Annotated in this window: 21 protein-coding genes; 9 read left to right on the forward strand and 12 right to left on the reverse strand. The window is 73.2% G+C overall.

The window, feature by feature from the left end; translation table 11 throughout:
• Positions 1-18 precede the first annotated feature (18 nt).
• A complete protein-coding gene (locus F9C41_RS41190) occupies positions 19-2,760 on the reverse strand; it encodes a WG repeat-containing protein (RefSeq protein WP_230689487.1) in 2,742 nt (913 codons plus the stop codon).
• A gap of 241 nt (positions 2,761-3,001) precedes the next feature.
• On the opposite strand from F9C41_RS41190, the gene F9C41_RS10985 reads away from it, so the two are divergent.
• From F9C41_RS10985 to F9C41_RS11000, 4 genes are all read left to right on the forward strand, one after another.
• Positions 3,002-3,742: an ABC transporter permease gene (locus F9C41_RS10985; RefSeq protein ID WP_330164749.1), complete on the forward strand. Its 741-nt coding sequence runs from the start codon at positions 3,002-3,004 to the stop codon at positions 3,740-3,742.
• Positions 3,735-4,544 carry an ABC transporter permease gene (locus F9C41_RS10990; protein WP_230689489.1) on the forward strand — a complete coding sequence of 270 codons (810 nt, stop codon included), beginning with the start codon at positions 3,735-3,737 and terminating at the stop codon, positions 4,542-4,544. The genes F9C41_RS10985 and F9C41_RS10990 overlap by 8 nt, the downstream gene beginning before the upstream one ends.
• A 22-nt stretch (positions 4,545-4,566) precedes the next feature.
• Positions 4,567-5,538, forward strand: a complete 972-nt coding sequence (locus F9C41_RS10995; RefSeq protein ID WP_155386591.1) for an ABC transporter ATP-binding protein — start codon at positions 4,567-4,569, stop codon at positions 5,536-5,538.
• Between the two features lie 172 nt (positions 5,539-5,710).
• Positions 5,711-7,042: an MFS transporter gene (locus F9C41_RS11000; protein ID WP_155386592.1), complete on the forward strand. Its 1,332-nt coding sequence runs from the start codon at positions 5,711-5,713 to the stop codon at positions 7,040-7,042.
• 84 nt (positions 7,043-7,126) lie between these two features.
• Here F9C41_RS11000 and F9C41_RS11005 read toward each other — a convergent pair whose 3' ends face one another.
• From F9C41_RS11005 to nadA, 7 genes are all read right to left on the reverse strand, one after another.
• Positions 7,127-7,732: a response regulator transcription factor gene (locus tag F9C41_RS11005; protein WP_230689490.1), complete on the reverse strand. Its 606-nt coding sequence runs from the start codon at positions 7,730-7,732 to the stop codon at positions 7,127-7,129.
• Complete coding sequence (locus F9C41_RS11010) at positions 7,729-8,778, reverse strand: sensor histidine kinase (protein ID WP_155386593.1); 1,050 nt, start codon at positions 8,776-8,778, stop codon at positions 7,729-7,731. Before F9C41_RS11010 ends, F9C41_RS11005 begins: the two co-directional genes overlap by 4 nt.
• Positions 8,779-9,016: 238 nt before the next feature.
• Complete coding sequence (locus tag F9C41_RS11015) at positions 9,017-9,748, reverse strand: ABC transporter permease (protein ID WP_155386594.1); 732 nt, start codon at positions 9,746-9,748, stop codon at positions 9,017-9,019.
• A gap of 2 nt (positions 9,749-9,750) precedes the next feature.
• The gene (locus F9C41_RS11020; RefSeq protein ID WP_155386595.1) at positions 9,751-10,644 is read right to left on the reverse strand and encodes an ABC transporter ATP-binding protein; all 894 of its coding nucleotides are present in this window, start codon (positions 10,642-10,644) and stop codon (positions 9,751-9,753) included.
• Between the two features lie 71 nt (positions 10,645-10,715).
• Positions 10,716-11,342, reverse strand: coding sequence for a DUF3043 domain-containing protein (locus tag F9C41_RS11025; RefSeq protein ID WP_155386596.1), 627 nt, complete (start codon positions 11,340-11,342; stop codon positions 10,716-10,718).
• Between the two features lie 341 nt (positions 11,343-11,683).
• Entirely contained in the window at positions 11,684-13,012 is a 1,329-nt protein-coding gene (gene murA, locus F9C41_RS11030; RefSeq protein WP_155386597.1) for a UDP-N-acetylglucosamine 1-carboxyvinyltransferase, read from the reverse strand.
• A gap of 142 nt (positions 13,013-13,154) precedes the next feature.
• Positions 13,155-14,306 carry a quinolinate synthase NadA gene (gene nadA / locus F9C41_RS11035; RefSeq protein ID WP_155386598.1) on the reverse strand — a complete coding sequence of 384 codons (1,152 nt, stop codon included), beginning with the start codon at positions 14,304-14,306 and terminating at the stop codon, positions 13,155-13,157.
• Between the two features lie 183 nt (positions 14,307-14,489).
• Between nadA and F9C41_RS11040 the strand changes: the two genes are divergently transcribed.
• A complete protein-coding gene (locus F9C41_RS11040) occupies positions 14,490-15,692 on the forward strand; it encodes a glycerate kinase family protein (RefSeq protein ID WP_155386599.1) in 1,203 nt (400 codons plus the stop codon).
• A gap of 70 nt (positions 15,693-15,762) precedes the next feature.
• On the opposite strand, the gene F9C41_RS11045 is transcribed toward F9C41_RS11040, so the two are convergent.
• Both F9C41_RS11045 and F9C41_RS11050 read right to left on the reverse strand, forming a co-directional pair.
• The gene (locus F9C41_RS11045) at positions 15,763-16,674 is read right to left on the reverse strand and encodes a zinc-binding dehydrogenase (RefSeq protein ID WP_155386600.1); all 912 of its coding nucleotides are present in this window, start codon (positions 16,672-16,674) and stop codon (positions 15,763-15,765) included.
• A gap of 30 nt (positions 16,675-16,704) precedes the next feature.
• Positions 16,705-18,183, reverse strand: a complete 1,479-nt coding sequence (locus tag F9C41_RS11050) for an MFS transporter (protein WP_155386601.1) — start codon at positions 18,181-18,183, stop codon at positions 16,705-16,707.
• A gap of 85 nt (positions 18,184-18,268) precedes the next feature.
• Between F9C41_RS11050 and F9C41_RS11055 the strand changes: the two genes are divergently transcribed.
• The 3 genes from F9C41_RS11055 to F9C41_RS11065 all read left to right on the forward strand — a co-directional run bounded on the left by F9C41_RS11055 (position 18,269) and on the right by F9C41_RS11065 (position 20,239).
• Complete coding sequence (locus F9C41_RS11055; protein WP_155386602.1) at positions 18,269-18,649, forward strand: MarR family winged helix-turn-helix transcriptional regulator; 381 nt, start codon at positions 18,269-18,271, stop codon at positions 18,647-18,649.
• Positions 18,650-18,728: 79 nt separating this feature from the next.
• Positions 18,729-19,082 (forward strand): HesB/IscA family protein, encoded by a 354-nt coding sequence (locus F9C41_RS11060; protein WP_155386603.1) that lies wholly within the window; start codon positions 18,729-18,731, stop codon positions 19,080-19,082.
• A 182-nt stretch (positions 19,083-19,264) separates the two neighbouring features.
• Complete coding sequence (locus tag F9C41_RS11065; protein ID WP_155386604.1) at positions 19,265-20,239, forward strand: carbohydrate kinase family protein; 975 nt, start codon at positions 19,265-19,267, stop codon at positions 20,237-20,239.
• Positions 20,240-20,389: 150 nt separating this feature from the next.
• Here F9C41_RS11065 and F9C41_RS11070 read toward each other — a convergent pair whose 3' ends face one another.
• Both F9C41_RS11070 and F9C41_RS11075 read right to left on the reverse strand, forming a co-directional pair.
• Positions 20,390-20,629 carry a sulfurtransferase TusA family protein gene (locus F9C41_RS11070; protein WP_155386605.1) on the reverse strand — a complete coding sequence of 80 codons (240 nt, stop codon included), beginning with the start codon at positions 20,627-20,629 and terminating at the stop codon, positions 20,390-20,392.
• Positions 20,626-21,780, reverse strand: a complete 1,155-nt coding sequence (locus F9C41_RS11075; RefSeq protein WP_196279734.1) for a cysteine desulfurase family protein — start codon at positions 21,778-21,780, stop codon at positions 20,626-20,628. Before F9C41_RS11075 ends, F9C41_RS11070 begins: the two co-directional genes overlap by 4 nt.
• A 257-nt stretch (positions 21,781-22,037) precedes the next feature.
• Between F9C41_RS11075 and ctaC the strand changes: the two genes are divergently transcribed.
• Positions 22,038-22,862 carry an aa3-type cytochrome oxidase subunit II gene (gene ctaC, locus F9C41_RS11080; protein ID WP_155386607.1) on the forward strand — a complete coding sequence of 275 codons (825 nt, stop codon included), beginning with the start codon at positions 22,038-22,040 and terminating at the stop codon, positions 22,860-22,862.

The raw sequence follows: 22,862 nt of genomic DNA on the forward strand, positions 1-22,862 counted from the left end.
CGCAGAGGGTTGAATGTTCTACAAAACCGGTTTCGTGTCGGCCAGCAGGCGGTCCAGCTCCTCCATGACGACCTGGCGGCTGGGCAGCTCCGGGTCGATGAAGGCGCGGCCCTTGCGGTCCAGCGCGCCCCAGCGGCCGGACGGGCCCGCGATCAGGAACGCGACCGGGTGGATGACCAGCGCGGGGTGCACGGGCGGCACCACCACGGCACCGGTGCGGTCGACCACGCCCTTGCGGCCGCCCGCGTCCACGATGGCCAGGCCCTCGTCGGAGAAGCCGTCGACGTAGCGGCCGTCGGTGAGCGCGGTGGCGAACCCGGTGAACTGGAACGGCACCACGGCCCGGCCCTGCTTGTCGACCGCGCCCCAGCCGCCCCGGCGCACCGCGGCCAGGCCACGGCGGAACGGGCGTACGTCCTCGAAGCCGGTGGAGATGACCACCCGGCCCTGCTTGTCGATGGCGACCCAGTTTCCCGCGCCGTCGCGCGACACCCAGGCCAGCCCGTCGGAGAACGAGCCCACGCCGAGCCAGCCGGCCCGGCCGTCGATGAGCCGGGTGCCCGCCTCGTCGATCAGCTCCCAGGTCTCCATCTCCGGACGGCGCACCCACGCCGCGCCGTCGCGGAACGGCTGCACGTCGGCGAACGCGGGGGAGATGACCGTGCGGCCGTCGGCCCCGGCGAAGCCCCAGCACTGCACGCGCTCGTCGAAGCGCGGCACCGGCGGCTTGCTGACCTGCAGGATCTCGTCCATGCTGCGCGGGTACGGGCCCATGCCGTTCTCGGCGATCTTCATCGAGACGGCGTCGAGCGCCATCTCGGTGCGCGTGATCAGCTCCGGGTCCTCGACCTTGCGCAGTTCCAGCGCCTTCTCGAAGTGGTTGAACGCCTCCATGTAGCGGCCCTGGTCCAGACAGGACCGACCGGCGTGCTCGTGCATGGTGGCGCGCAGCCGGTCCGGCAGCTCGCTGGAGTTGGCCTCCGCGAACAGCTTGTCGGCCTCGGTGAAGTCGCCGCGCCACTGCAGCACGTGCGCCAGCCGGGCCTTGGCCAGCGCGATCCGGCGCAGCTCGCCGGTCGCCTCGGCATGTACGAGGGCCATCTTGCCGTCCGACAGCGCCTTGGTCAGGTCGCCGAGGATGCGCGAGACCACGGCCCGCAGGCTGAGCAGCCGGGCCCGGGTCGGGTTGTCGGTGGCCGGGGTGAGCTTCTCGGTGAGCCGGTCGCGGATCTCACGCAGCTCGTCCGGGCTGTCGACCAGCTCGCGCAGGGTCTCGTGGTGGAAGCGCCACTCGTACGCCGCCAGCACCTGCTCCGGATCGGGCCCCGCCTCCGGGGTGGCCTCCGGCTCCGGCTCGGCCGCGGCCGCGGCGGCAGCCGCCGCGTCACCGCTGACGGTGGCCGTCGTCGTCGCGGGCTCGGCGGCGGGCGCGGGTGCGCCACCCGGCCGGACCAGCGGGTGCAGCATCGTCGGGGCGGACAGCGCGGTGGCCGCGCCGGCCGCGCTCGCGGCGACGGGCAGCACCGTGTCGGGGGTGGCGACGACCGGTGTCTGCGGCACGGCCGGCGAGACCGGGTTGACCGAGACCGGTGCGGCCGAGACGGGCGCGGGGGAGACCGGGGCGGTGCTCGCCGCGGGCTCGCCGGAGACCGGCGCGACCGCGGGCGCGGATGCGGCCGACGCGGCGGGAGCCGGCGTGTCGTCGGTGATGGCGGCCATCATGCCGGTGTCCGCGCTGGAGTGGCGTCCCCGGCGGGCCGCGGCGGCCTGCGCCTGGTCACCGGCCGCCGTGGCGGCGGGCGTGGTGGCGGCGGGCGCGGATGCGGCCGTCGTGGCAGGCGCGGCGGGCTGCGCGGGAGACGTCGGAGCAGCCTGCTGGGCGGGTGGGGCAGTCGTCGGCGCGGCGGCTGCCGCGGCCTGCGGAGCCTGCTGCGGCGCGGACTGGCCGGGCGTCTGCTGGCCGGGGGCCTGCTGACCCGGCGCGGGGGCATAGCCTTGCTGGCCCGGAACCTGCTGGGGGTGGCCGGGCATGCCGGGGTGGCCCTGGCCGGGCTGGCCGTAGACCTGGCCCTGCTGCGGCTGTCCGGGGCGGCCCTGCGGCTGGCCGTACGGAGGCTGCCCCTGCGGCTGGCCGTAGTGGGGCTGCCCCTGCGGCGGCTGGCCCTGGCCGGGGTGGGGCTGGCCGTACTGCTGGGGGCCGTTCGGGTGCTGGCCGTAGACCTGGCCCTGCTGCGGCGGGCGCTGACCCTGCGGGCCGGGACCCTGCTGCGGCGGGCGGCCCTGCTGAGGCGGGCCGTACTGACCCTGCGGCCCGGGGCCTTGCTGCGGGTGCGGCTGGTTGGGGCCGCCGTAGACCTGACCCTGCTGCGGGCCGGGGCCGTTCGGGCGGTACTGCGGGCCGGGCTGCGGCGGCATCGGGCCGGGACGCCCACCGCGCTGCGCGTTCGGGTCCCAGTTGCCCTGACCCTGCTGCGGCGGGCGCTGGCCGTTGGCGGGCGGGAACGGTCCGGGCGGCGGGCCCTGGCCGGGGTGCGGCTGGCCGTGCTGCTGGGGGCCGTTCGGGTGCTGGCCGTTCGGGTGCTGGCCGGGCTGCTGCGGACCGGGCTGCTGCGGCGCCTGTGTGTTGGCGGGCTGCTGCGCGGCGGGGTCGGGCGCGTCCGAGGGCGGGCGTTGTCCGGGCACGCGCGACCACGGCGACGTCGGCGTACCGGCCCAGGCCGGCGTGCCGCGGTGCCGTTCGTCGGTGCGCTCGTCGGTCACGCCCCACCTCGCCTGGTTCCGGTCTTGTATGGCACAAATGCATCGCGAACCGGGTCGCCACAAAGGTATGGTCGCGCCCGGCCGAAAAAAGAATGCGGTTGCGAGTGGAGGGTACGGGGTGGGCTTCGTCACCGCCACTGCGGATCGGCTCACAATCCGAAACTTCACCGAGACGGCAGGGCTTTTCCGGACATTAGGTGCATCCGGATTCCGGCGATTCTCCACATACCGCCAGGCGACCGTGGCCGCCACCATCACCAACACCATGTTCGGCTTCGTGCGCACCTACGTCATGCTGGCCGTGGCCGGCTCCGCGGTGGCCGTCGGCGGGCAGGCGGCCGGCTACGACGCCCCGCAACTGGTCACCTACGTGTGGGCGGGGCAGGGCCTGATCGGCGTGGTGGCGCTGTGGGGCTGGACCGAGCTGGCCGACCGGATCCGCTCCGGCGACGTGGTCACCGACCTGCTGCGCCCGGTGCACCCCGTGCTCGGCTACCTGCTGCCCGACCTGGGCCGGGCGGCGTACGCATTGCTCACCCGGTTCGTCGTGCCGATCGTGGTCGGCGCGCTCGCGTTCGACATGTACCTGCCGCAGCGTGCCGCCACCTATCCGATGTTCGCGGTGTCGGTGCTGCTCGCTGTGCTGGTCTGCTTCGCCGGGCGGTTCCTGGTCAACGCGGCCGGCTACTGGCTGCTGGACACCCGCGGCGTGCTGATGGGCTGGGCGGTCTGCGCGGGCGTGCTCGGCGGCCTGTACTTCCCGATCCGCTTCCTGCCCGAATGGGCCGCGGCCGCCGTCTACCTGGGCACCCCGTTCCCGTCGGTGCTGCAGATCCCGCTCGACGTGCTGGTCGAGCGGGATCCGCCGGCCGGGCAGCTGGGTCTGCTCGGACTCCAGGCGCTGTGGGCCGTGCTGCTGCTCGCGGCCTGCGTGCTCGTGCAGCGCCGGGCGGAGCGGCGGCTGGTGGTGCAGGGTGGCTGAACCCTCGACCGCGGCGATCTACCGGCGGCTGATCGCGGCGCAGGTGCGCTCGCAGGCGTCGTACCGGGCGAGCTTCGTCCTGGACCTGCTGTCCAACGTGGTCTTCCTCGGCGCAGACCTGCTCACCGTGCTCGTGGTCTTCCACCGGGTGCCGGTGCTGGCCGGTTTCTCGCTGACCGACACGCTGCTGGTGTTCGGGCTGTCGTCGCTGGGCTTCTCGCTGGCCGACCTGGCCGTCGGCAACATCGACCGGATGCAGCGCCACGTGCGCACCGGGCTGCTCGACGCGGTGCTGATCCGCCCGCTGGGCGTGCTGTGGCAGCTGCTGGTGCTCGACGTGGGGGTGCGGCGGCTGGGCCGGGTCTGCTCCGGCGTGGTCGTGCTCGTGGTCGCGGTGCACCTGGCGGGGGTGCCGCTCACGCCGGCCGACGTGCTGCTCCTGGTGATCACACCGCTGGCCGGGGCGGTGTTCTTCAGCGCGGTCTTCGTGGCCACCGCCACCGTGGCGTTCTGGTGGGTGGACTCCGGCGAGCTGAGCGCGGCGCTGACCTACGGCGGGCGGGACTTCACCTCGTACCCGATGACCGTCTACGGCGGCTGGTTCCGCCACGTGCTCGCCTTCGGGCTGGGCTTCGGCTTCGTGGCGTACTACCCGGCGCTGATCCTGCTCGACCGCCCGGACCCGCTCGGCGCCCCGTCCTGGCTGGGCTGGTGCAGCCCCGTCCTGGCGGCGATCGCCGCGGTGCTGGCCGGGCTCGTCTGGCGCACCGGCGTACGCCACTACCGCAGCACCGGCTCATGACGCGAACGGGAGGCACGGCGGCATGCACGTGATCGAGGCAAAGGGGCTGCGCAAGGACTTCACCGTACGGGTACGCAAGGGCCTGCTGCGGCGCGAACGCCGGGAGGTCGCCGCGGTCGACGGCGTCGACCTGACCGTGCGGCGCGGCGAGCTGCTCGGCTACCTCGGCCCCAACGGCGCGGGCAAGTCCACCACCCTGAAGATGCTCACCGGCGTGCTGAACCCGTCCGGCGGCCAGGTCTCGGTGTGCGGGCTGACCCCGGTGCCGCAGCGCATCCTGCTGGCCCGGCGCATCGGCGTGGTCTTCGGACAGCGCTCGCAGCTGTGGTGGGACCTGCCCCTGCGCGACTCGTACGAGCTGCTGCGCCACATCTACCGGGTGCCCGCCGCCGAGCACGCCGCCCGCCTGCGGCGCTGCCGCGATCTGCTCGAACTGGACCCGTTCCTGGACACCCCCGTCCGCCAGCTCTCGTTGGGCCAGCGCATGCGCGGCGAGCTGACCGCGGCCCTGCTGCACGGGCCGGAGGTGATCTTCCTCGACGAGCCGACGATCGGCCTGGACGTGGTGAGCAAGCAGGCCGTCCGCGGCTTCCTGGCCGAACTGGGCGAGTCCGGCGACACCACCATCGTGCTGACCACGCACGACCTGGCCGACATCGAGCGGCTGTGCCGCCGCATCGTCGTCATCGACCACGGCCGCGTGGTCCACGACGGCGGCATCGACGCCCTGCACGCCCGCTACGGCTCGCAGCGCCGCGTGGTCGTCGACTTCGACACCCCGCCCGCGGCCCTGCCCACGCTGCCCGGCGTACACCTCGAATCCGCCACCGGCCCCCGCCTGACCTTCACCCTCGACGGCTCCGCCTCCGTCGGCGCCCTCGTCTCCGCCCTCTCCGCCCTCGGCGGCCTGCGCGACCTCTCCGTGGCCGAACCCGAAATCGAGCAGGTCATCGCCCGCCTCTACCGCTCAGACGAAGGAAGGGCACCTTCTTAGCGGATTCCGTAGAGGAGGGGCACCTTCCCCACTTGCCGGCACTGTGCCCCTGGTGACATCTGCTTCCGGAAGCGGATCTTGCCTGGATACACTCGAGCCGCACAGGGCCGCAAGGGGCACGCTGGTTGGGTGGGACGGCGCGCATCAACCGCGTCGTACCCGGAGTACCCACATGGCCGCCCGTGCCTCATACCGTGACCTCGTCCGGATCACCGGACCCTGGTTCCTCGTCCTGGCCTTCCTCGCCCGCCTGCCCGCCGCCATGGGCCCGCTCGGCGTGATCACCCTTGTCGTCGCGGCCACTGGCAGCTACGGCACCGCAGGCCTGGCCGCCGCCGCGTACGGCATCGGCGCCGCGCTCGGCGGTCCCGTCGCCGGCACCCTCGCCGACCGGTTCGGCCAGCGCGCCGTCGGCATCGCCACGGCCGTCGTCGACGCCGCCGCCTACGCCGCCCTCGTCCTCGCCGTGACCGGCGGCTTCCCGGCCGCGGTGCTGCCGCTCGCGGCGCTCGCCGGGTTCGCCATGCCGCAGGTCGGCCCGCTGGTCCGGGTGCGCTGGGCGGTGCTGCTCGGCGACCGCGGCCGGCAGCGGCAGCTGCCCACCGCGATGGCGTACGAAGGCGCCGTCGACGAGGCGTCGTTCCTGGCCGGTCCGGCGCTGGTCGGCATCCTGGCCCTGTCCGGCTGGGCCGGCGCGCCGCTGCTCGTGGCCTCCGCGCTGACCGTGCTGGCCGCGGTGCCGTTCGCGCTGCACCGCACCGTCCCGCCGGTGCTGCGCGCGCCCCGGGTCGCGCCGGCGAAGGCCGGTCCCGCCACCGGCCCGGCTGCGGCCGAGCGTGCCCGTGCCGGCGAGCGTGCCGGGGTCGCCGGGCGGATGCCGTTCACGCGGGTGGCGGTGCTGGTCGCGGCCATGTCCGTGATCGGTGTCGTGTTCGGGGCGACGCAGACCGGCGTGACCGCCTTCGCCGACTCGCTCGGCTCGCCCGGCTCAGCCGGTCTGATCTACGCCGTGCTCGGTGTCGGCAGCGCCCTCGCCGGGCTCGCCGTGGCCTGGCTGCCGGAGTCGCTCGGCCCGGTCAGCCGGTATGTCTGGTCGGCTGCCGCCCTGGTCGCGGGCACCGCCGCACTGCTTCTCGCGCACTCCACGCCGACCGCCCTGGCCGCCGTCGTCGTGCTCGGCGTCACCGCCGCGCCGTACCTGATCTCCGGCTACGCCCTGGCGGGACGGCTGTGCCCGCCCAACCGCGCGGGCATGGTGATGACCCTGCTGGCCAGCGGTGTGGTCGCGGGGGTCTCGATGGGCGCGGCGGTCGCGGGCCGGCTCGCCGACGCCTACGGCTACCGCGGCGCGTTCGCGGTGCCGCTGGTCGCCGCGTCGCTGGGCCTGCTGCTGGCCGCGCTGATCGGGCCGGGTCTGCGCCGGGCGGTGCGCGCCGCGGACCGCGCCGACGCCGCGATCGCCGCGCAGGCGGCGGCCCGACACCCCGCCCTCACCGCCGCCTGAGGCGGCACACGCAGCCGCGCTGCTCCGGCTCGCCGGGCTGCCCTGATCGGGCTGCCAGCCTGGCTGTCCGCCTTCACGGCAGCGTCAGAGCCAGCCCTGGGCGCGGGCGGTCTGGACGGCTTCCATGCGGTTGCGGGTGCCGGTCTTGCCGATCGCGGCGGACAGGTAGTTGCGCACGGTGCTCTCGGACAGGTGTAGGCGGATGGCGAGGTCGGCGATGGTCGCGCCGTCGGCGGCGCTGGCCAGCACCTCGCGTTCGCGTTCGGTCAGCGGGTTGGGGCCGGCCGCCAGCGCGGCTGCCGCCAGCGCGGGGTCGATGACGGTCTGTCCGGCGAGCACCCGGCGGACCGCCTCGGCCAGGTCCTCGACCGGGCCGTCCTTGACCAGGAAGCCACGCGCTCCGGCGTCCATGGCCCGGCGCAGGTAACCGGGGCGGCCGAAGGTGGTCAGGATCAGCACCTTGCACCCCGGGGCCGCGGTGCGCAGCAAGGCGGCGGCGTCCAGGCCGGACAGGCCGGGCATCTCGATGTCGAGCAGCGCCACGTCCGGCGACGCCGCCGCGGCGGCCGCGGCCACCTCGTCGCCCCGGCCCACCTGGGCGACCACCTCGATGTCGGGTTCCAGGCCGAGCAGCAGCGCCAGCGCGCCGCGCATCATGCCCTGGTCCTCGGCCAGCAGCACCCGGATCACGCGGGGCCTCCGGCGGGGACGGTGGCGCGCAGCACGAAGCCGCCGCCGGACAGGTCCACGGTCGACAGCGTGCCACCGACCAGCGCCAGCCGCTCGGCCAGGCCGCGCAGGCCGTTGCCGGGCGAGGCGTCGGCGGGGATGCCGCGGCCGTCGTCGCGCACCTCCAACTGCCAGCGGTCGGTGCGGCTGAGCGCGATGACGCACGAACCGGCGCCGCTGTGCCGGATGACGTTGGTGGCGGCCTCGCGCACCGCCCAGGCGAAGGCGTCGTCGACGGCGGTCGGCAGCGGGTCGGCGGTGGTGCGCACGGTGGGCTCGATGCCCGCGTCGGCCAGCGCCGCCCCGGCGGTGGCCAGCTCGGCGGCGAAGGCGCGGGCGCGGTAGCCGGTCACCGCCTGGCGCACCTCGGCCAGCGCGGTGCGCCCGATCTGCTCGATCTCGGCGGCCTCCCGGGCGGCGGCGTCGGCGTCGCGCCCGGCGGTGCGGCGTACCACCTCGGCCTTGACGACGATCAGGGAGAGGCTGTGGCCGAGCAGGTCGTGCAGGTCGCGGGCGAAGCGCAACCGCTCGCTCTCCACCGCGGCGCGGGCCAGTTCCTCCCGGGTCGCGCTCAACTCCCGGATGAGGCGCATCATGCGGCGGACGACCATGATCAGCGCACCGGCCATGATCGTGTTGAAGACCGACTCGGCGATCTCCCGGCCGGGCTCGCCGTGCAGCATGCCCAGTCCGACCTGCACCACGACCATGGCGGCCAGCCAGAGGTAGGCCACCGGCAGCGCGTAGAGCGCCACCCCGGCGGCGGCCAGGTACAGCACCAGTCCCAGCCAGCCGCCGGGCTGCCCGCCGTACGCCGCCGCGAGGGTCACCCCGATGACGGTGACCAGGGCGAGCAGGCCCTGGTTGCGCAGGCTCGGCTGGTTCGTGGTGCTGAAGCCCTGCACCACGACGAACAGGTACAGCGTGATGAAGGCGGCCAGGCCGACTCCGGCTGCCAGGGGGGCGGCGACCTGCCCGACCAGTACCGCGTGGATCGCCGGGGCCATCGGCCACAGCCAGAGCGCGGCGAACAGCGCTCCGCGCCGCTGTCCGCGCCGCTTGGCCCCACGGGACGCGGCAGAGCCGGGGGGGGGGGGGGGGGGGGGGGCCCCCCCGCCCCGGCCCGGGGCCGAGGGGGGGCGCCCCCCCCCGGCGGGCGCGCTTCGCCCCCGGGGGCGGGGGCCGGGGGGGGGGGGTGGTCCTGGGCCCCCCCCCCCCGGCTCAGGCCGTCCAGGAAGCGGGACATCACCGCAGTGCCGCCGAGCGCCGGTAGGCCCAGGCCGCGAGCCCGCCGAAGATCAGGGCCCAGGCGGCGAGGATGGCGACCCCGCCGACGGGCGGCGCCTGCCCGGCCACCACGGACCAGCCCAGCTCGGCGAAGCGGTTGCTGGGCAGCCAGGTCGCGATCGACGCGAGCACGTGCGGCATCACGGCGACCGGCACGAACAGCCCGCCGAGGAACGCCAGGCCGAACACGCCCAGCATGCTCACCGGCTGGGTCAGCTGGGGCGGCAGGGTGAAGCCCAGCGCCAGGCCGAACGCCGCGAAGGGCAGGCTGCCCAGCCACATCAGCAGCACCAGCGCGACCCACTGCCCGGCGCTGAACGACACGCCGTGCGCGAACGCGGCGACCAGGCCCACCGAGACCACCGGCGGGATCGCCAGCAGCGAGGCCAGCAGCGCCTTCACGGCGACCACCTGGGTCGGCGCGAGCGGCGTGATCCGCAGCTGGCGCAGCCAGCCGTTGGCGCGCTCCTGGGACACGGCGATGCCGACGGACAACGCGCCGACCAGCGCGCCGTACGCGGCCATGCTGACCATGAGGTACGCGGCGACGTCGACGCCGCCGACCTGCCCGGCTTCCTCGGAGCTGCCGCTGCTGATCGTGTAGATCAGCACCGGCAGCACCACGGTGAAGATCGCCATGCGCGGCTCGCGGATCAGGCGGCGCAGTTCGAAGACGAGATAGGCGCGCACGGTCACTCCTTGCCGGCGGATGCGGTCAGGGACAGGAAGGCCTCTTCCAGGCCCGCCCCGGTGATCTCCAGGTTGCGCCAGGCGTGGCCTTCGGCGAGCAGGGCGCGCACGGTGCGGTCGGAGTCGTCGCAGCGCAGCAGTGCGCGCTCGCCGCGCTGCTCGGCCTCGACCACGCCGGGCAGGCGGCGCAGCATGTCGAGGTCGGTGCCGGCGCGGTCGAAGCTGACCGTACGCCCGCCGGTGAGCTGCTTGATGTCCGCGCCGCTGCCGTCGGCGACGACCCGGCCCCGCGCGATCACGATGACGCGGTCGGCGAAGTCGTCGGCCTCTTCGAGGTAGTGCGTCGCGAACAGCACGGTGCGGCCGGTCGCGGCGTAGCGGCGCATGGCCGCCCAGAACGCCTGGCGGCTCTCCACGTCCAGCGCGGCGGTCGGCTCGTCGAGCACGAGTAGTTCGGGGTTGCCGGCCAGGGCGAACGCGAAGCGCACCCGCTGGGTCTGACCGCCGGAGAGCTTGTCGAGCCGCCGTCCCGCCAGGTCCGCGAGGTCGGCCGTGGCCAGGATCTGCGCGGTGGGCAGCGGGTCGCGATACAGCGCACGGGCGAGTTCGACCAGCTCCCGTACGGTGGCGTTGGCGGCGAAGCCCGACTCCTGCAGCATCGCGCCGACCTTGCCGGCCCGCACCGCCTCGGTCGGGCTGCCGCCGAACAGGCGCACCGTGCCGGCCGTCGGCTCCAGCAGGCCGAGCAGCATGTTGATGGTGGTGGACTTGCCTGCTCCGTTGGGGCCGAGCAGCGCCACCGTCTGGCCGCGGGCGATGGACAGGTCGATGCCGTCCACCGCCCTCACCGGGCCGTAGTCTTTCGCGACCGCTTGCAGCCGCACCGCTTCCGTCATGCGTCCGACGCTAGGCGGAGCCGGGACGGCCGGGCAGATCCGGCGATCCCGACTCCGGCAGGACAGATGTCCTAGGCCTTGGTGGGGACGACCGGGTCACCGATCTTGACCTGCGGGTTCGGCATGCGCATGCGGCGGAAGGTGATCCCGCGCATGACCGCGTACATGTACAGCGAGCCCATGCGCTGGGTGGTCTTGGGGTAGTTCGCCTTGATCAGCTTCTTGATCTTCCGGCAGATGAAGAAGCTGTCCACGATCACGGCCAGCGCCAGCAGCAGCCAGATGATGTTCGCGGCCACCGCGATGCGCGGGTCGCGGACCTGGATCAGGAAGAAGATCAGGAAGGCGCCGCCGAAGAACCAGGTGCCTACGGTGCGCCGGGAGTCGACGTAGTCGCGCACCAGCCGCCGCTCCGGGCCCTTGTCCCGGGGCAGCAGGAAGCGCTCGTCGCCCGCCTTCATGCCGGCCATCGACTCGGCCCGGTCGGCACGCGACTTCTCGCGGGCGCGCTTGAGGGCCTCGCGGCGGTTCGCCGGCGGCGGCTCGGCCTTGCGGCGCTGGGCCTCGGTGCGCTTCGGCGTCGCCTTGCCCTTGGCGGGCGTGTACGAGCGCGACGCGCGCACGATCTCCGAGCCCTCGGGCTCGGAGGCCGAGGCCTCGGCGGGAACGTCAGTGGTCTTGCGGGAGAACAACGGCACGCAGCAAGGGTAGCCGACCCGCGGCCATCGCCGACGCCCACCGCGTGGCGACCTGTGACGAACCGCTCGCACCGACCACCACCAGCCCCGCCTGCCCCTGCCTCACCCCGACGCGCACCACGCGACGCGAACACCTCGCGCCGCGCCCTGCGCGCGTGGCGGTGGCGCGCCGCGGGAGGTCTGGGCGGCCGTGCGTCGCCTCGCCGAAAATAGACGTTGGCCTATCTGGATGAGAAAATAAAGATCATTCTCATCCAGATAGGCCAACGTCTATGGTAGTCGGGCCTGGGGCCAGGGCCGGGCGGCGCGGGCCGCCGGGCGGGTCGCGGGTGGGGCGGGTGTCAGCGGGAGACGGTGGCGCCGAGGCCGGCGAGCTTGGCCTCGAAGTCCTCGTAACCGCGGTTGATCAGGTCGACGCCGTGCACCCGGGAGGTGCCCTCGGCGGCCAGGGCGGCGATCAGGTGGCTGAAGCCCGCCCGCAGGTCCGGGATGATCAGGTCGGTGGCGTGCAGCTTGGCGGGGCCGGCGATGACGGCGGAGTGGCGGAAGCCCATCCGGCCGAACCGGCACGGGGTGCCGCCGAGGCAGTCCTGGAAGACCTGGATGTGCGCGCCCATCTGGTTCAGCGCGCTGGTGTAGCCGAAACGCTTCTCGTACACCGTCTCGTGCACCACGGACAGGCCGTTGGCCTGGGTCAGCGCCACGACCAGCGGCTGCTGCCAGTCGGTCATGAAGCCGGGGTGCACGTCGGTCTCCAGCGCGACGGGGCGCAGGTCGCCGCCGGGGTGCCAGAAGCGGATGCCGCCGTCGACCGGGTTGTCGTCGATCTCGAACTCGCCGCCGATGGACCGGAAGACGTTGAGATACGTGGTCATGTCGGCCTGGCGGGCGCCCCTGACGGTGATGTCACCCCGGGTGGCCAGCGCGGCCGAGGCCCAGCTGGCGGCCTCGATGCGGTCGGGGATGGGGCGGTGCGAGAACCCGCCCAGGCGCGGCACGCCCTGGATCTCGATCACCCGGTTGGTGTGCACCTTGATGATCGCGCCCATCTTCTGCAGGATGCAGATCAGGTCGATGATCTCGGGCTCGACCGCGGCGTTGCTCAGCTCGGTGACGCCCTCGGCGCGCACGGCGGTGAGCAGGATCTGCTCGGTGGCGCCGACCGACGGGTAGTCCAGCTCGTACTTGATGCCGTGCAGGCCGTCCGGGGCGGACAGGTGCAGGCCTTCCGGGGTCTTGTCGACGACGGCACCGAAGCGCCGCAGCGCCTCCAGGTGGTAGTCGATGGGGCGCGGGCCGATGTGGCAGCCGCCCAGATCAGGGATGAACGCATGGCCGAGCCGGTGCAGCAGCGGGCCGCACAGCAGGATCGGGATCCGGCTGGAACCGGCGTGCACGTTGATCTCGTCGATGCCGGCGCGCTCGACGTTGGACGGGTCGAACCGCAGCTCACCATCGAGGTCGCCGTTGGTCACCTTGACGCCGTGCAGCTCCAGCAGGCCTCGCACGATCTCGACGTCGCGGATGCGCGGAACGTCGTACATGCGGCTCGGACTCTCGCCCAGCACGGTCGCGACCATGGCTTTGGAGACCAGATTCTTGGCCCCGCGAACCCGCACCTCGCCCTTGAGCGGGCTACCTCCGCTGACGATGAGCACGTCGTCCGACAAGGCGACCTCCTGGGTGTGGCGCGAGTGAAAAGCAAACCCCGGCAGCATAGCGCTGAGTGATGTGTGACGGAACACGGGAAGATTAAATGAGTACGAGCACCGCGATTCGGACGCGATGCTCGCACTCAGGGTAATCAGTTGCCTACGGCAATGCCAGCATCTGGTCCAGCGCGACCCGGGCGTGGTGCGCCGTGTCGGGATCGACCGTGATCTGGTTGGGCACCCGGCCCGCGACCAGCTCCTCCAGCGCCCAGACCAGGTGCGGCAGGTCGATGCGGTTCATCGTGGAGCAGTAGCAGACCGTCTTCTCCAGGAACATGACCTGCTTGTCCGGATGCGCGGCGGCCAGGCGGCGGACCAGGTTGAGCTCGGTGCCCACGGCCCAAGCCGAGCCGGGCTCGGCCGCCTCCAGCGCCTTGATGATGTACTCCGTCGAGCCGACGTAATCGGCCGCGGTGACCACCTCGTGGCGGCACTCCGGGTGCACCAGGATGTTGACGCCCGGCACCTGCTCGCGCACGGCCTGCACGTTCTCCAGGGTGAACCGGCCGTGCACCGAGCAGTGCCCGCGCCACAGGATCATCTTGGCGTCGCGCAGCTGCTGGTCGGTCAGGCCGCCGTTGGGCTTGTGCGGGTCGTAGAGCACGCAGTCGTCGAGGGAGTAGCCCATCTCCAGCACCGCGGTGTTGCGCCCCAGGTGCTGGTCCGGCAGGAACAACACCTTCTCGCCCTGGGCGTACGCCCAGTCCAGCGCGCGCTTGGCGTTGGAGGAGGTGCAGACCACGCCGCCGTTGCGGCCGACGAAGCCCTTGATGTCGGCGGAGGAGTTCATGTAGGTGACGGGCACCACGGATTCCGCGATACCCAGGTCGCTCAGCAGGTCCCAGCACTGCTCGACCTGCTCCAGCACGGCCATGTCGGCCATGGAGCAGCCCGCGGCCAGGTCCGGCAGGACCACGCGCTGGGCCTCGGAGGTGAGGATGTCGGCCGACTCGGCCATGAAGTGCACGCCGCAGAACACGATGAACTCGGCGTCGGGCCGGGCCGCGGCCTCGCGGGCCAGCTTGAACGAGTCGCCGGTCACGTCGGCGAACTGGATGACCTCGTCGCGCTGGTAGTGGTGGCCGAGCACGAAGACCCGGTCACCGAGCGCGGCCTTGGCCGCGGCGGCGCGCTCGACCAGGCCGGGGTCGCTGGGCGCGGGCAGGTCGCCCGGACAGTCGACGCCGCGTTCCGAGTTCGAGTCCTTGCCGCGGCCGAGCAGCAGCAGTACGGGAGCAGTCACGCCTCCCATCGTCGCACCAACCGGGCGCGACAGGCTCGCCCGCACGGCTGTGGCCTGCCCCACGGCGGGCGTCTGCCGCACGGGGCCGGGGCGCTCCGCCGGCGCAGGGTTCGCCGTTCGTCGGGGCCGGGGCGTGGGACGCGGCCACGCCGGTCGTCCGGGCGGCCGGGGCGGGTCACTATCGTGCAGCCCATGCGAGTGTTGATCTGTCCCGACAAGTTCGCCGGCACGCTCACCGCGGTGGAGGCGGCCCAGGCCGTCGCCGAAGGCTGGCGGACGGCCGCCGCGGCGGATGAGCTGATCTGCCGCCCCATCGCCGACGGCGGCCCCGGTTTCGTCGAGGTGCTGCACGCCTCGATCGGCGGCGAGCTGATCGAGGTGGACACGACCGACCCGCTGGGCCGCCCGGTTCTCGGCTCGGTGCTGCTGGCCGGGGACGAGGCGGGCACGGCGTACGTCGAGAGCGCGCAGGCCTGCGGCCTGCACCTGGTCGAGCCGGGGGAGCGGGACCCGAAGGTCACCTCCTCGTACGGCCTGGGCGCGCTGATCGAGGCCGCGGTGGCGCACGGCGCCCGGCGCGTGGTGATCGGGCTCGGCGGCTCGGCCACCAACGACGGCGGCGCGGGACTGCTCGCCGCCCTCGGTGCGGTCGGCCTGGACGCCGCGGGCGAGCCGCTGCCCCCCGGCGGCGCGGCCCTGACCGCCTGCACGTCTCTCGCCCTCGCGGACAGCGCGCCGGACTCGGCCGACGCGACCGCCCCCGACGGCGCGACCCGCGCGGACGGGTCGGCCGGATCGGGCCTGCTGCCCGCCGGGGTCGAGCTGATCGCCGCCACCGACGTCGACAACCCGCTGACCGGCCTGCACGGCGCGTCGGCGGTGTACGGCCCGCAGAAGGGCGCCACCCCGCAGGACGTGACACTGCTCGACGCGGCGCTGGCGAACTGGGCCGCGGTGCTGGAGCGGGAGCTGCCCGGGTGCCCGGCGAAGCTGTCGGAGCTGCCCGGTGGCGGCGCGGCGGGCGGGCTCGGCGCGGCGATCCTGGCCCTGGGCGGCACGGTCGCCTCCGGCATCGACCTGATCCGCGAGCTGACCGGCCTGGACCAGGTGCTGGAGAACGTCGACCTGCTGATCACCGGCGAGGGCTCGTTCGACCACCAGTCGTTGCGTGGCAAGGCCATCTCCGGGCTGGCCGGCGCGGCCCGTGACCTCGGCATCCCGTGCGTGGTGCTGGCGGGTCGGGTCACCACCGGGCGCCGCGAGCAGGGCGCGGCCGGCGTCACCGAGGCGTATGCCCTGGTCGACCACTTCGGCAGCGTCGACCTCGCCCTCGCCGAACCCGCCCGCGGCCTCCGCGAACTCTCCGCCCGCCTGGCCGGCCAGTGGTCCCGCTGACCTGAACCGAAGGAAGGGCACCTTCTACACGGACGTCCGTTAAGAAGGTGCCCTTCCTTTGTCCTGGGCGTCAGGTGACGTCGAGGATGGCCTTGCCGTTGACGCGGCGGGCGAGGAGGGCCTCGGCGGCTTCGGCCGCCCGGTCCCAGCCGCCGCGCCAGCCGATCTGCGGATCAAGGCGGCCCGCGGCGATCAGGCCGACCAGGTATGCCAGGTCCGGTCCGTTGCCACCGGCGACGCTGCCGATGAACGACTCCAGCCGACGCCGCCGCCCGATGGTGGAGTACGCCGGGAACACCGTCGGCTCGCCCGACGCCGCCCCGATCGAGATGACCGCCCCGTCGACGGCCAGCAGCTCCCAGAGCGCGGCCAGGTCCGGACCGCCCACGTTGTCCAGCGCCCCGTGCACCGGCTCGGTGATCTCGGCGAGCGAGCCGACGACCTCGGCCGCGCCCAGTTCGCGCAGCCCCTTGGTCCGTTCGGGGCGGCCGGCCACCGCGATGACATGCGCCCCGGCCAGCGCTCCGAGCTGGACGGCGAACCGCCCGACGCCGCCCGCCGCGCCGGTGACCACCACCCGCCGGTCGAGCAGCGGGCCGAGCCGGCGCAGTGCGCTCAGTGCGGTGATGCCCGCCACGGGCAGCGCGGCGGCCGCGCCGAAGTCGACCTCCTCCGGCAGTTCCGCGAGTTCGCCGGTGGGCACGGCGCGGCGGGTGGCCCAGGCGGGTCCGGGGCCGAAGGTCACCACGCGGGTGCCGACGGGCGGGCCGGAGCCGTCGGCCGCGGCGGCGACCACCACGCCGGCCGCGTCCCAGCCGCTGACCGCGCCGTCGGGCAGGTCGCGGACGTGGGACACGTCGCCGTAGTTGAACGAGATCGCCTTGACCTCGACCAGCGCCTCCTGCGGCGTGGGTACGGGATCCGGGGCGTCGCCGATCCGCAGCCCGGCGGGTGCCGAGCGGTCGGCCAGCAGTGCGCGCATACGCGTTCCTCTCTGAGTGGGGGCGGCGGTTCAGGCCGCGTTGTCCGGCGCGAGGAACCGGTCCCCGGCGGAGTCGGCGGCGGACGTGCGGTCGCGCCGGCCCAGCACGGCAGCCAGCAGGCCGAGCAGGGAGATCGCGGTGACCAGGCCGATGGCGGCCAGGAAGGTGTCCGGCAGGCGGCCCGGCACGATGGCCCCGCCGCCGACCACCGCCGACGTGACGGCCAGCGCGACCGCCCCGCCGACCTGGAACGAGCTCTGCACCAGCCCGGAGGCCAGCCCCTGCTCGTCGTCGGCGACCCCGTTGGTCGCCTGCACGTTCAGGGCGGAGAAGGACAGTGCGAAGCCCAGCCCGAGCAGCAGCGCGGTCGGCAGGATCACGGTGAGGAACTCCGGCTCCGGCCCGGCGCGCAGGAACAGGGCGTACGCGGCGACGAACGCCACCATGCCCAGCGCGATCAGCCGCCGGGTGCCGTACCGCGTGATCAGCCTGCCCACCAGCGGGCCGGAGCTCGCCACGATGACGCCGGCGGGCAGCAGCGACAGCGCCATCTGCAGCGGCGACCACTGCAGCACGTTCTGCAGGTACAGCGCGACGATGAACTGGAAGCTCAGGTAGCCGCCGGAGACGGCCATCGCGGTGAGGTCGGCCCGGACCAGGCTGCGGTTGGCGAAGATGCCCAGCCGCACCAGCGGGTGCGCGACGGTGCGCTCGGCCACGACGAAGGCGACGGCGAGCCCTGCGACCACGGCCAGCGAGCCCAGCGTGCGCAGCGAGGTCCACCCCGCCTCGGGGGCGTTGACCACGGTGAACACCAGCAGCAGCAGTGCGCCGGTCGAGGTGGCCGCGCCGAGCACGTCGTAGCCGCCGGGGTTGCGGCTGCCGTCGCGCGGGATGAGCCGCAGCCCGGCGACCAGGGCGATCAGCGCCAGCGGCGCGGGCAGCAGGAAGGTCACCCGCCAGTCGATCTCGGTGAGCAGCCCGCCCAGGATCAGGCCGGAGGAGAAGCCGCTGGCCCCGAACACGGTGTAGATGCCCAGCGCCCGGTTGCGCACCGGCCCCTCGGGGAAGGTCGTGGTCAGGATGGACAGCCCGGCGGGCGCGGTGAACGCCGCGGCCAGGCCCTTGACGAACCGCGTCGCGATGAGCAGCGTGCCGTCCTCGACCAGACCGCCGAGCACGGACGCGCCGGCGAAGACGGCGAGGGCGATCAGCAGCACCCGGCGCCGGCCGAGCAGGTCGGCGGTGCGTCCGCCGAGCAGGAGCAGGCCGCCGTAGCCGAGCACGTAACCGCTGACGATCCACTGCAGCGTGGCGGTGGACAGGCCGAGGTCGGACTGGATGGCCGGCAGGGTGACGCCGACCATCGAGATGTCGAGGCCGTCGAGGAAGAGCACCGCGCACAGCACCAGCAGCGTGCCCCACAGCCGCGGGGTCCAGCGCTGGTCCGCGGGGGCCGGAGGGGGAGAGGCAGGGGCAGGTGGCGACAGCGTCGCGGTGGAAGACATGGTGGGTACGTTAGTTGCACGTGCATTGAATGCGCAAGCATAAAATGCGTTCACATTTACTGCACCTGCATGTTAAGCTCCCGGCATGCACGACGAGGTGGCCGTGAAGGCGTGGCGAGAGCTGTCCCGGCAGTACGCGGCGCTCTCGTGCGCGCTGGAGAGCGCGCTGCAGGAGCAGCACAAGCTCGGCATGAGCGAGTTCGAGGTGCTGGACCGCCTGGTCGGCGCGCAGGACTGCACCGGGCTGCGGATGCAGGAGCTGGGCGAGCAGATCCACCTCAGTCAGAGCGCGCTGTCGCGCACCGTCGCCCGCCTGGAGAAGGACGGGCTGGTGGAGCGGCAGCTCTGCACCTCCGACCGGCGTGGGGTGTTCGTGCACCCCACCGACGCCGGGCGGGAACGGCACGCCGCGGCGCGGCCCACGCACCGCGCAGTCATCAACACCACACTGGCGAGTAGCCAGTGAGGCGCTCTGGGGAATCAAACCGCAGCGCGCTAGCGTTACCTCGAAGGATTATCAGCACTTCACGCTTGGGGAGCACCACGTGACGACGCCCGACATCAAGACGGACGCCACCGGCATCAACCTCACCGAGGTCGCGGCCGGCAAGGTCAAGGCTCTGCTGGAGCAGGAGGGTCGCGACGACCTCCGGCTGCGGGTCGCGGTCCAGCCTGGTGGCTGCTCCGGCCTGCGTTACCAGCTCTTCTTCGACGAGCGCGAGCTCGACGGCGACATCGTCCAGGAGTTCGGCGGTGTCGAGGTCGTGGTCGACCGGATGAGCGCGCCGTACCTGGCAGGCGCCACCGTCGACTTCGCCGACCGCATCGACGCGCAGGGTTTCACCATCGACAACCCGAACGCCGGCGGCTCCTGCGCCTGCGGCGATTCGTTCCACTGACGCGAAGCGGCGGTGGAACCGGCGACACGGTCACTGATCGGTCGCACGATCAACTGAGCTTCACGCCGCCCGATGTGGGCGACGACACAAGCGGCACTCCGGCCCCGCCGGAGTGCCGCTGTCGTCTGCCCGCCAACCGGTACGCTTTCCGCGCCCATCTTTCGCCGACCTGAAGGTCAACCATGAAGATCTGCGTTACCGGATCGATCGCCACGGATCACCTGATGCACTTCCCGGGCCGCTTCGCGGACCAGCTCATCGCCGACCAGCTGGACAAGGTCTCGCTGTCCTTCCTGGTCGACGACCTCGTGATCAGGCGTGGCGGCGTGGCGGCGAACATGGCCTTCGGCATGGCCAAGCTCGGCCTGCGGCCGGCCCTGGTCGGCGCGGTCGGCGCGGACTTCGCCGACTACCGCTCGTGGCTGGAGCGCCACGGCGTCGACTGTGACTCGGTGCACGTCAGTGAGGTGGCGCACACCGCCCGCTTCGTCTGCACCACCGACGAGGACCTGTGCCAGGTCGCCTCGTTCTACGCCGGCGCCATGAGCGAGGCCCGCAACATCGAGCTGTCCCCGGTGCACCAGCGCCTCGACGGCCTCGACCTGGTCATCGTCGGCGCGAACGACCCGGTGGCGATGGTGCGCCACTCGCAGGAGTGCCGCGACCGCGGGTACCCGTTCGCCGCAGACCCGTCCCAGCAGCTGGCCCGCATGGGCGGCGACCAGGTGCTCCAGCTCATCGACGGTGCGGAGTACCTGCTCACCAACGAGTACGAGAACTCGCTGCTGGAGCAGAAGACCGGCCTGACCTCGGACGAGGTGCTGGAGCGGGTCAAGGTGCGGGTCACCACGCTCGGCAAGAACGGCGTGCAGATCACCGGCCGCGGCTTCGCGCCGATCCGGGTGCCGGTCGCCCGCGAGATCCAGGTGTACGACCCGACCGGCGTCGGGGACGGCTTCCGCGCCGGCTTCTTCGCCGCGCTGTCCTGGGGGCTGGGCCTCGAGCGCGCCGCGCAGGTCGGGGCACTGCTGGCCACCCTCGTCCTGGAGACCGTCGGCACGCAGGAGTACGAGGTCGAGCCGGACAACTTCCTCAAGCGGCTGGCCGAGTCCTATGGCGAGGACGCCGCCGCCGACATCCGCCCGCACCTGAACTGACGCCGTTCCCGCCCGGCTCTTACATAAACGTTGGCCTATCTGGTTGAGAATGATCGCGAATTTCTCACCTGGATAGGCCAACGTCTATTCGGGGCGGGGCGGGGCGGGGCGGGGCGGGGCGGGGCGGGGGGCGGGGCGGGGCGGGGCGGGTCAGGTGAGGCGGCGGACGTCGAAGGCGGGGGAGCCGTCGACGGAGACCGCGCCGAGGTACTCCTGGGCGCGCATGCGGCACCAGGCGGGAATGTCCACGGCGGCGGCCGGGTCGTCGGCGAGCACCCGGACGACCGCGCCGACGGGCATCGTGGGCAGCCGCTTGGCCAGCGCGATCACCGGCAGGGGGCAGCGCTGCCCGAGGCAGTCGAGCACGTCGACCGGGGTGTCGGCTTTCACATGCCCACCTCCGCCCGCAGCGCGGTGACGATGCCGGGCAGTTCGGCCAGGAACCGGTCGACCTGCTCGGCGGTGCTGTCGCGGTGCAGCGACAGCCGGATGTTGCCGTGGGTCAGCACGCCCATCGCCGCCAGCACGTGACTCGGCTGGAGTGTCGAGGACGTGCAGGCCGAGCCCGACGACACCGCGAAGCCGCGCCGGTCCAGGGCGGTGAGCAGCGCCTCACCGTCGACGTACAGGCAGGAGAAGGTCACCACGTGGGGCAGCCGGTCCACCGGGTCGCCCACGATCTCCACGTCGGGCACAGTCGCCGCGACGGTCGTGCGGACCCGGTCCACCAGCTCCGACAGGCGCTTGCCCTCCTGCGCCGCGGTCTCGTGCACGGCGTGCAGTGACGCCGCCGCCGCGATGATCGCGGGCAGGTCGGGTGCGCCGGGGAAGCGGCCGGACTCCCGGTCGTCAGCCGGGTAGGGCGACACCCACCGGGTGCCTTTACGCACCACCAGCAGGCCGACACCGGGCGGACCACCCCACTTGCGGGCCGAGCCGGACAGCAGGGACCAGCCGTCCGGCACGGGCATCCGGCCCAGTGACTGTGCGGCGTCGACATACAGCGGCACGCCGCAATCACGGCACGCCGCCGCGGCGGCCGCGACGGGCTGCACCGTGCCGACCTCGTGGCTCGCGCTGATCAGTGAGGCGAGCGCCACACCGGGGGCGGACACCGCCCGCGCCCACGCGTCGAGGTCGACCCGGCCGAGCCGGTCCACAGGCACCTCCGCCTCGGTGCCGCCGGCGCGGACGTGCCGCTCTCCGGCGTGCAGCACGGCGGAGTGCTCGATCGCGGAGCGGACCAGGGCCGCCCCGGCGCGACGGCGGCCGGCCAGTCCACCCAGGACGGCGGCGTGCGCCGCGGTGGTGCCGCTGCCGGTGAAGGTCACCTCGTCCGGGCGTACGCCCAGGACCTGCGCGAACGTGTCGCGCGCCGCGTCGAGCAGTAGGCGCGCGCGGCGGGCCTGGGTGTAGAGCTTGCCGGGGTCGGCCCAGCCGTCGTCGAGCGCGCCGAGCAGCGCCTCGCGCGCGGCCGGGTGCAGCGGCGTCGCGGTCGCCGCATCGAAATACACACCACGGACGTTCTCGCCCTGATCGATTGGTCCGGCCTGCCGGGGATCTCCCACCCCTCGACGGTATCGTGATCTAGCGGTGACGGCAGTCGTCGCCGCCACCAGTTCCCGCGGACACGCCGGATCACCGGGCCGACCCCAGGCCCGGCCGGAGCCCCGGGGTGAAGTACTCTGCGACCGTCGGTCACGCCCCTCACCGGTGCGTCCGAAGGTGGCGCTGCTAAGGGAGGCAGGAGCAGGTGGTCGCAACACGAGCCCGCAGGCGAACCGTCGGCTTGAGCGCGATGTCGGTCGTCGCCGTGACGCTGCTCGCGGGGTGCAACGTCGGCGAGGCGTTCGGCGGTTTCGGCTGGCCCGAGGGCGGCATCACCGAGCAGTCCGAGCGGATGTACGACCTGTGGGTCGGTTCGGTCGTCGCGGCTCTCGCGGTGGGCGTCTTCGTGTGGGGTCTGATCTTCTGGTGCGTGGCGGCCTACCGCCGCAAGCGCGGTGACGCCGAGCTGCCCACGCAGACGCGGTTCAACCTGCCGATCGAGATCCTGTACACGGTGCTGCCGTTCCTGGTGATCGCGGTGCTGTTCTACTACACCGCCGTCGTGCAGACCGACGTGAACAGGCTGACCAAGAACCCGGACGCCACCGTCGAGGTTGTCGCGTTCAAGTGGAACTGGCAGTTCAACTACCTCTCCAACCCCGGCCTCGACGCCGAGAGGGTGGAGAGCACGCCCGGTGACAGCAACTACATCCCGGTCGTGGTCGTGCCGACCGGCAAGACGGTGCGCTTCATCGAGCACAGCAACGACGTCATCCACTCGTTCTGGGTGCCGGAGCTGCTGTTCAAGCGGGACGTCTTCCCCGGCAACGTGATCAACGAGTTCGAAGTGAACGTCATCCAGACGGGCAGCTACGTCGGCCGGTGCGCCGAGCTGTGCGGCACGTACCACTCGATGATGAACTTCGAGCTGCGGGCCGTGACGCCGGAGAAGTACGCGCAGTTCGTGGCGGCGCTGAAGTCGGGCAAGAGCACTCCGGAGGCGCTGACGGCGATCGGCGAGGTCCCCTACGCCACGACGACCGAGCCGTTCCCGACCCTGCGCACCGCGAACTGA

This window comes from Catellatospora paridis, from assembly GCF_009720365.1.
GTDB lineage: Bacteria > Actinomycetota > Actinomycetes > Mycobacteriales > Micromonosporaceae > Catellatospora > Catellatospora paridis.

What these genes read in the sequence shown, in the direction of transcription:
- F9C41_RS11045 (WP_155386600.1), bottom strand. Translation starts at nt 16,674, where the DNA reads ATGCGCGCACTGCTGGCCGACCGCTCGGCACCCGCCGGGCTGCGGATC.
- ctaC (WP_155386607.1), top strand. Translation starts at nt 22,038, where the DNA reads ATGTCGGTCGTCGCCGTGACGCTGCTCGCGGGGTGCAACGTCGGCGAG.
- F9C41_RS11010 (WP_155386593.1), bottom strand. Translation starts at nt 8,778, where the DNA reads ATGGCCCCGGCGATCCACGCGGTACTGGTCGGGCAGGTCGCCGCCCCC.
- F9C41_RS11050 (WP_155386601.1), bottom strand. Translation starts at nt 18,183, where the DNA reads ATGTCTTCCACCGCGACGCTGTCGCCACCTGCCCCTGCCTCTCCCCCT.
- F9C41_RS11055 (WP_155386602.1), top strand. Translation starts at nt 18,269, where the DNA reads ATGCACGACGAGGTGGCCGTGAAGGCGTGGCGAGAGCTGTCCCGGCAG.
- F9C41_RS11020 (WP_155386595.1), bottom strand. Translation starts at nt 10,644, where the DNA reads ATGACGGAAGCGGTGCGGCTGCAAGCGGTCGCGAAAGACTACGGCCCG.
- nadA (WP_155386598.1), bottom strand. Translation starts at nt 14,306, where the DNA reads ATGGGAGGCGTGACTGCTCCCGTACTGCTGCTGCTCGGCCGCGGCAAG.
- F9C41_RS11065 (WP_155386604.1), top strand. Translation starts at nt 19,265, where the DNA reads ATGAAGATCTGCGTTACCGGATCGATCGCCACGGATCACCTGATGCAC.
- F9C41_RS10995 (WP_155386591.1), top strand. Translation starts at nt 4,567, where the DNA reads ATGCACGTGATCGAGGCAAAGGGGCTGCGCAAGGACTTCACCGTACGG.
- F9C41_RS11000 (WP_155386592.1), top strand. Translation starts at nt 5,711, where the DNA reads ATGGCCGCCCGTGCCTCATACCGTGACCTCGTCCGGATCACCGGACCC.
- F9C41_RS11040 (WP_155386599.1), top strand. Translation starts at nt 14,490, where the DNA reads ATGCGAGTGTTGATCTGTCCCGACAAGTTCGCCGGCACGCTCACCGCG.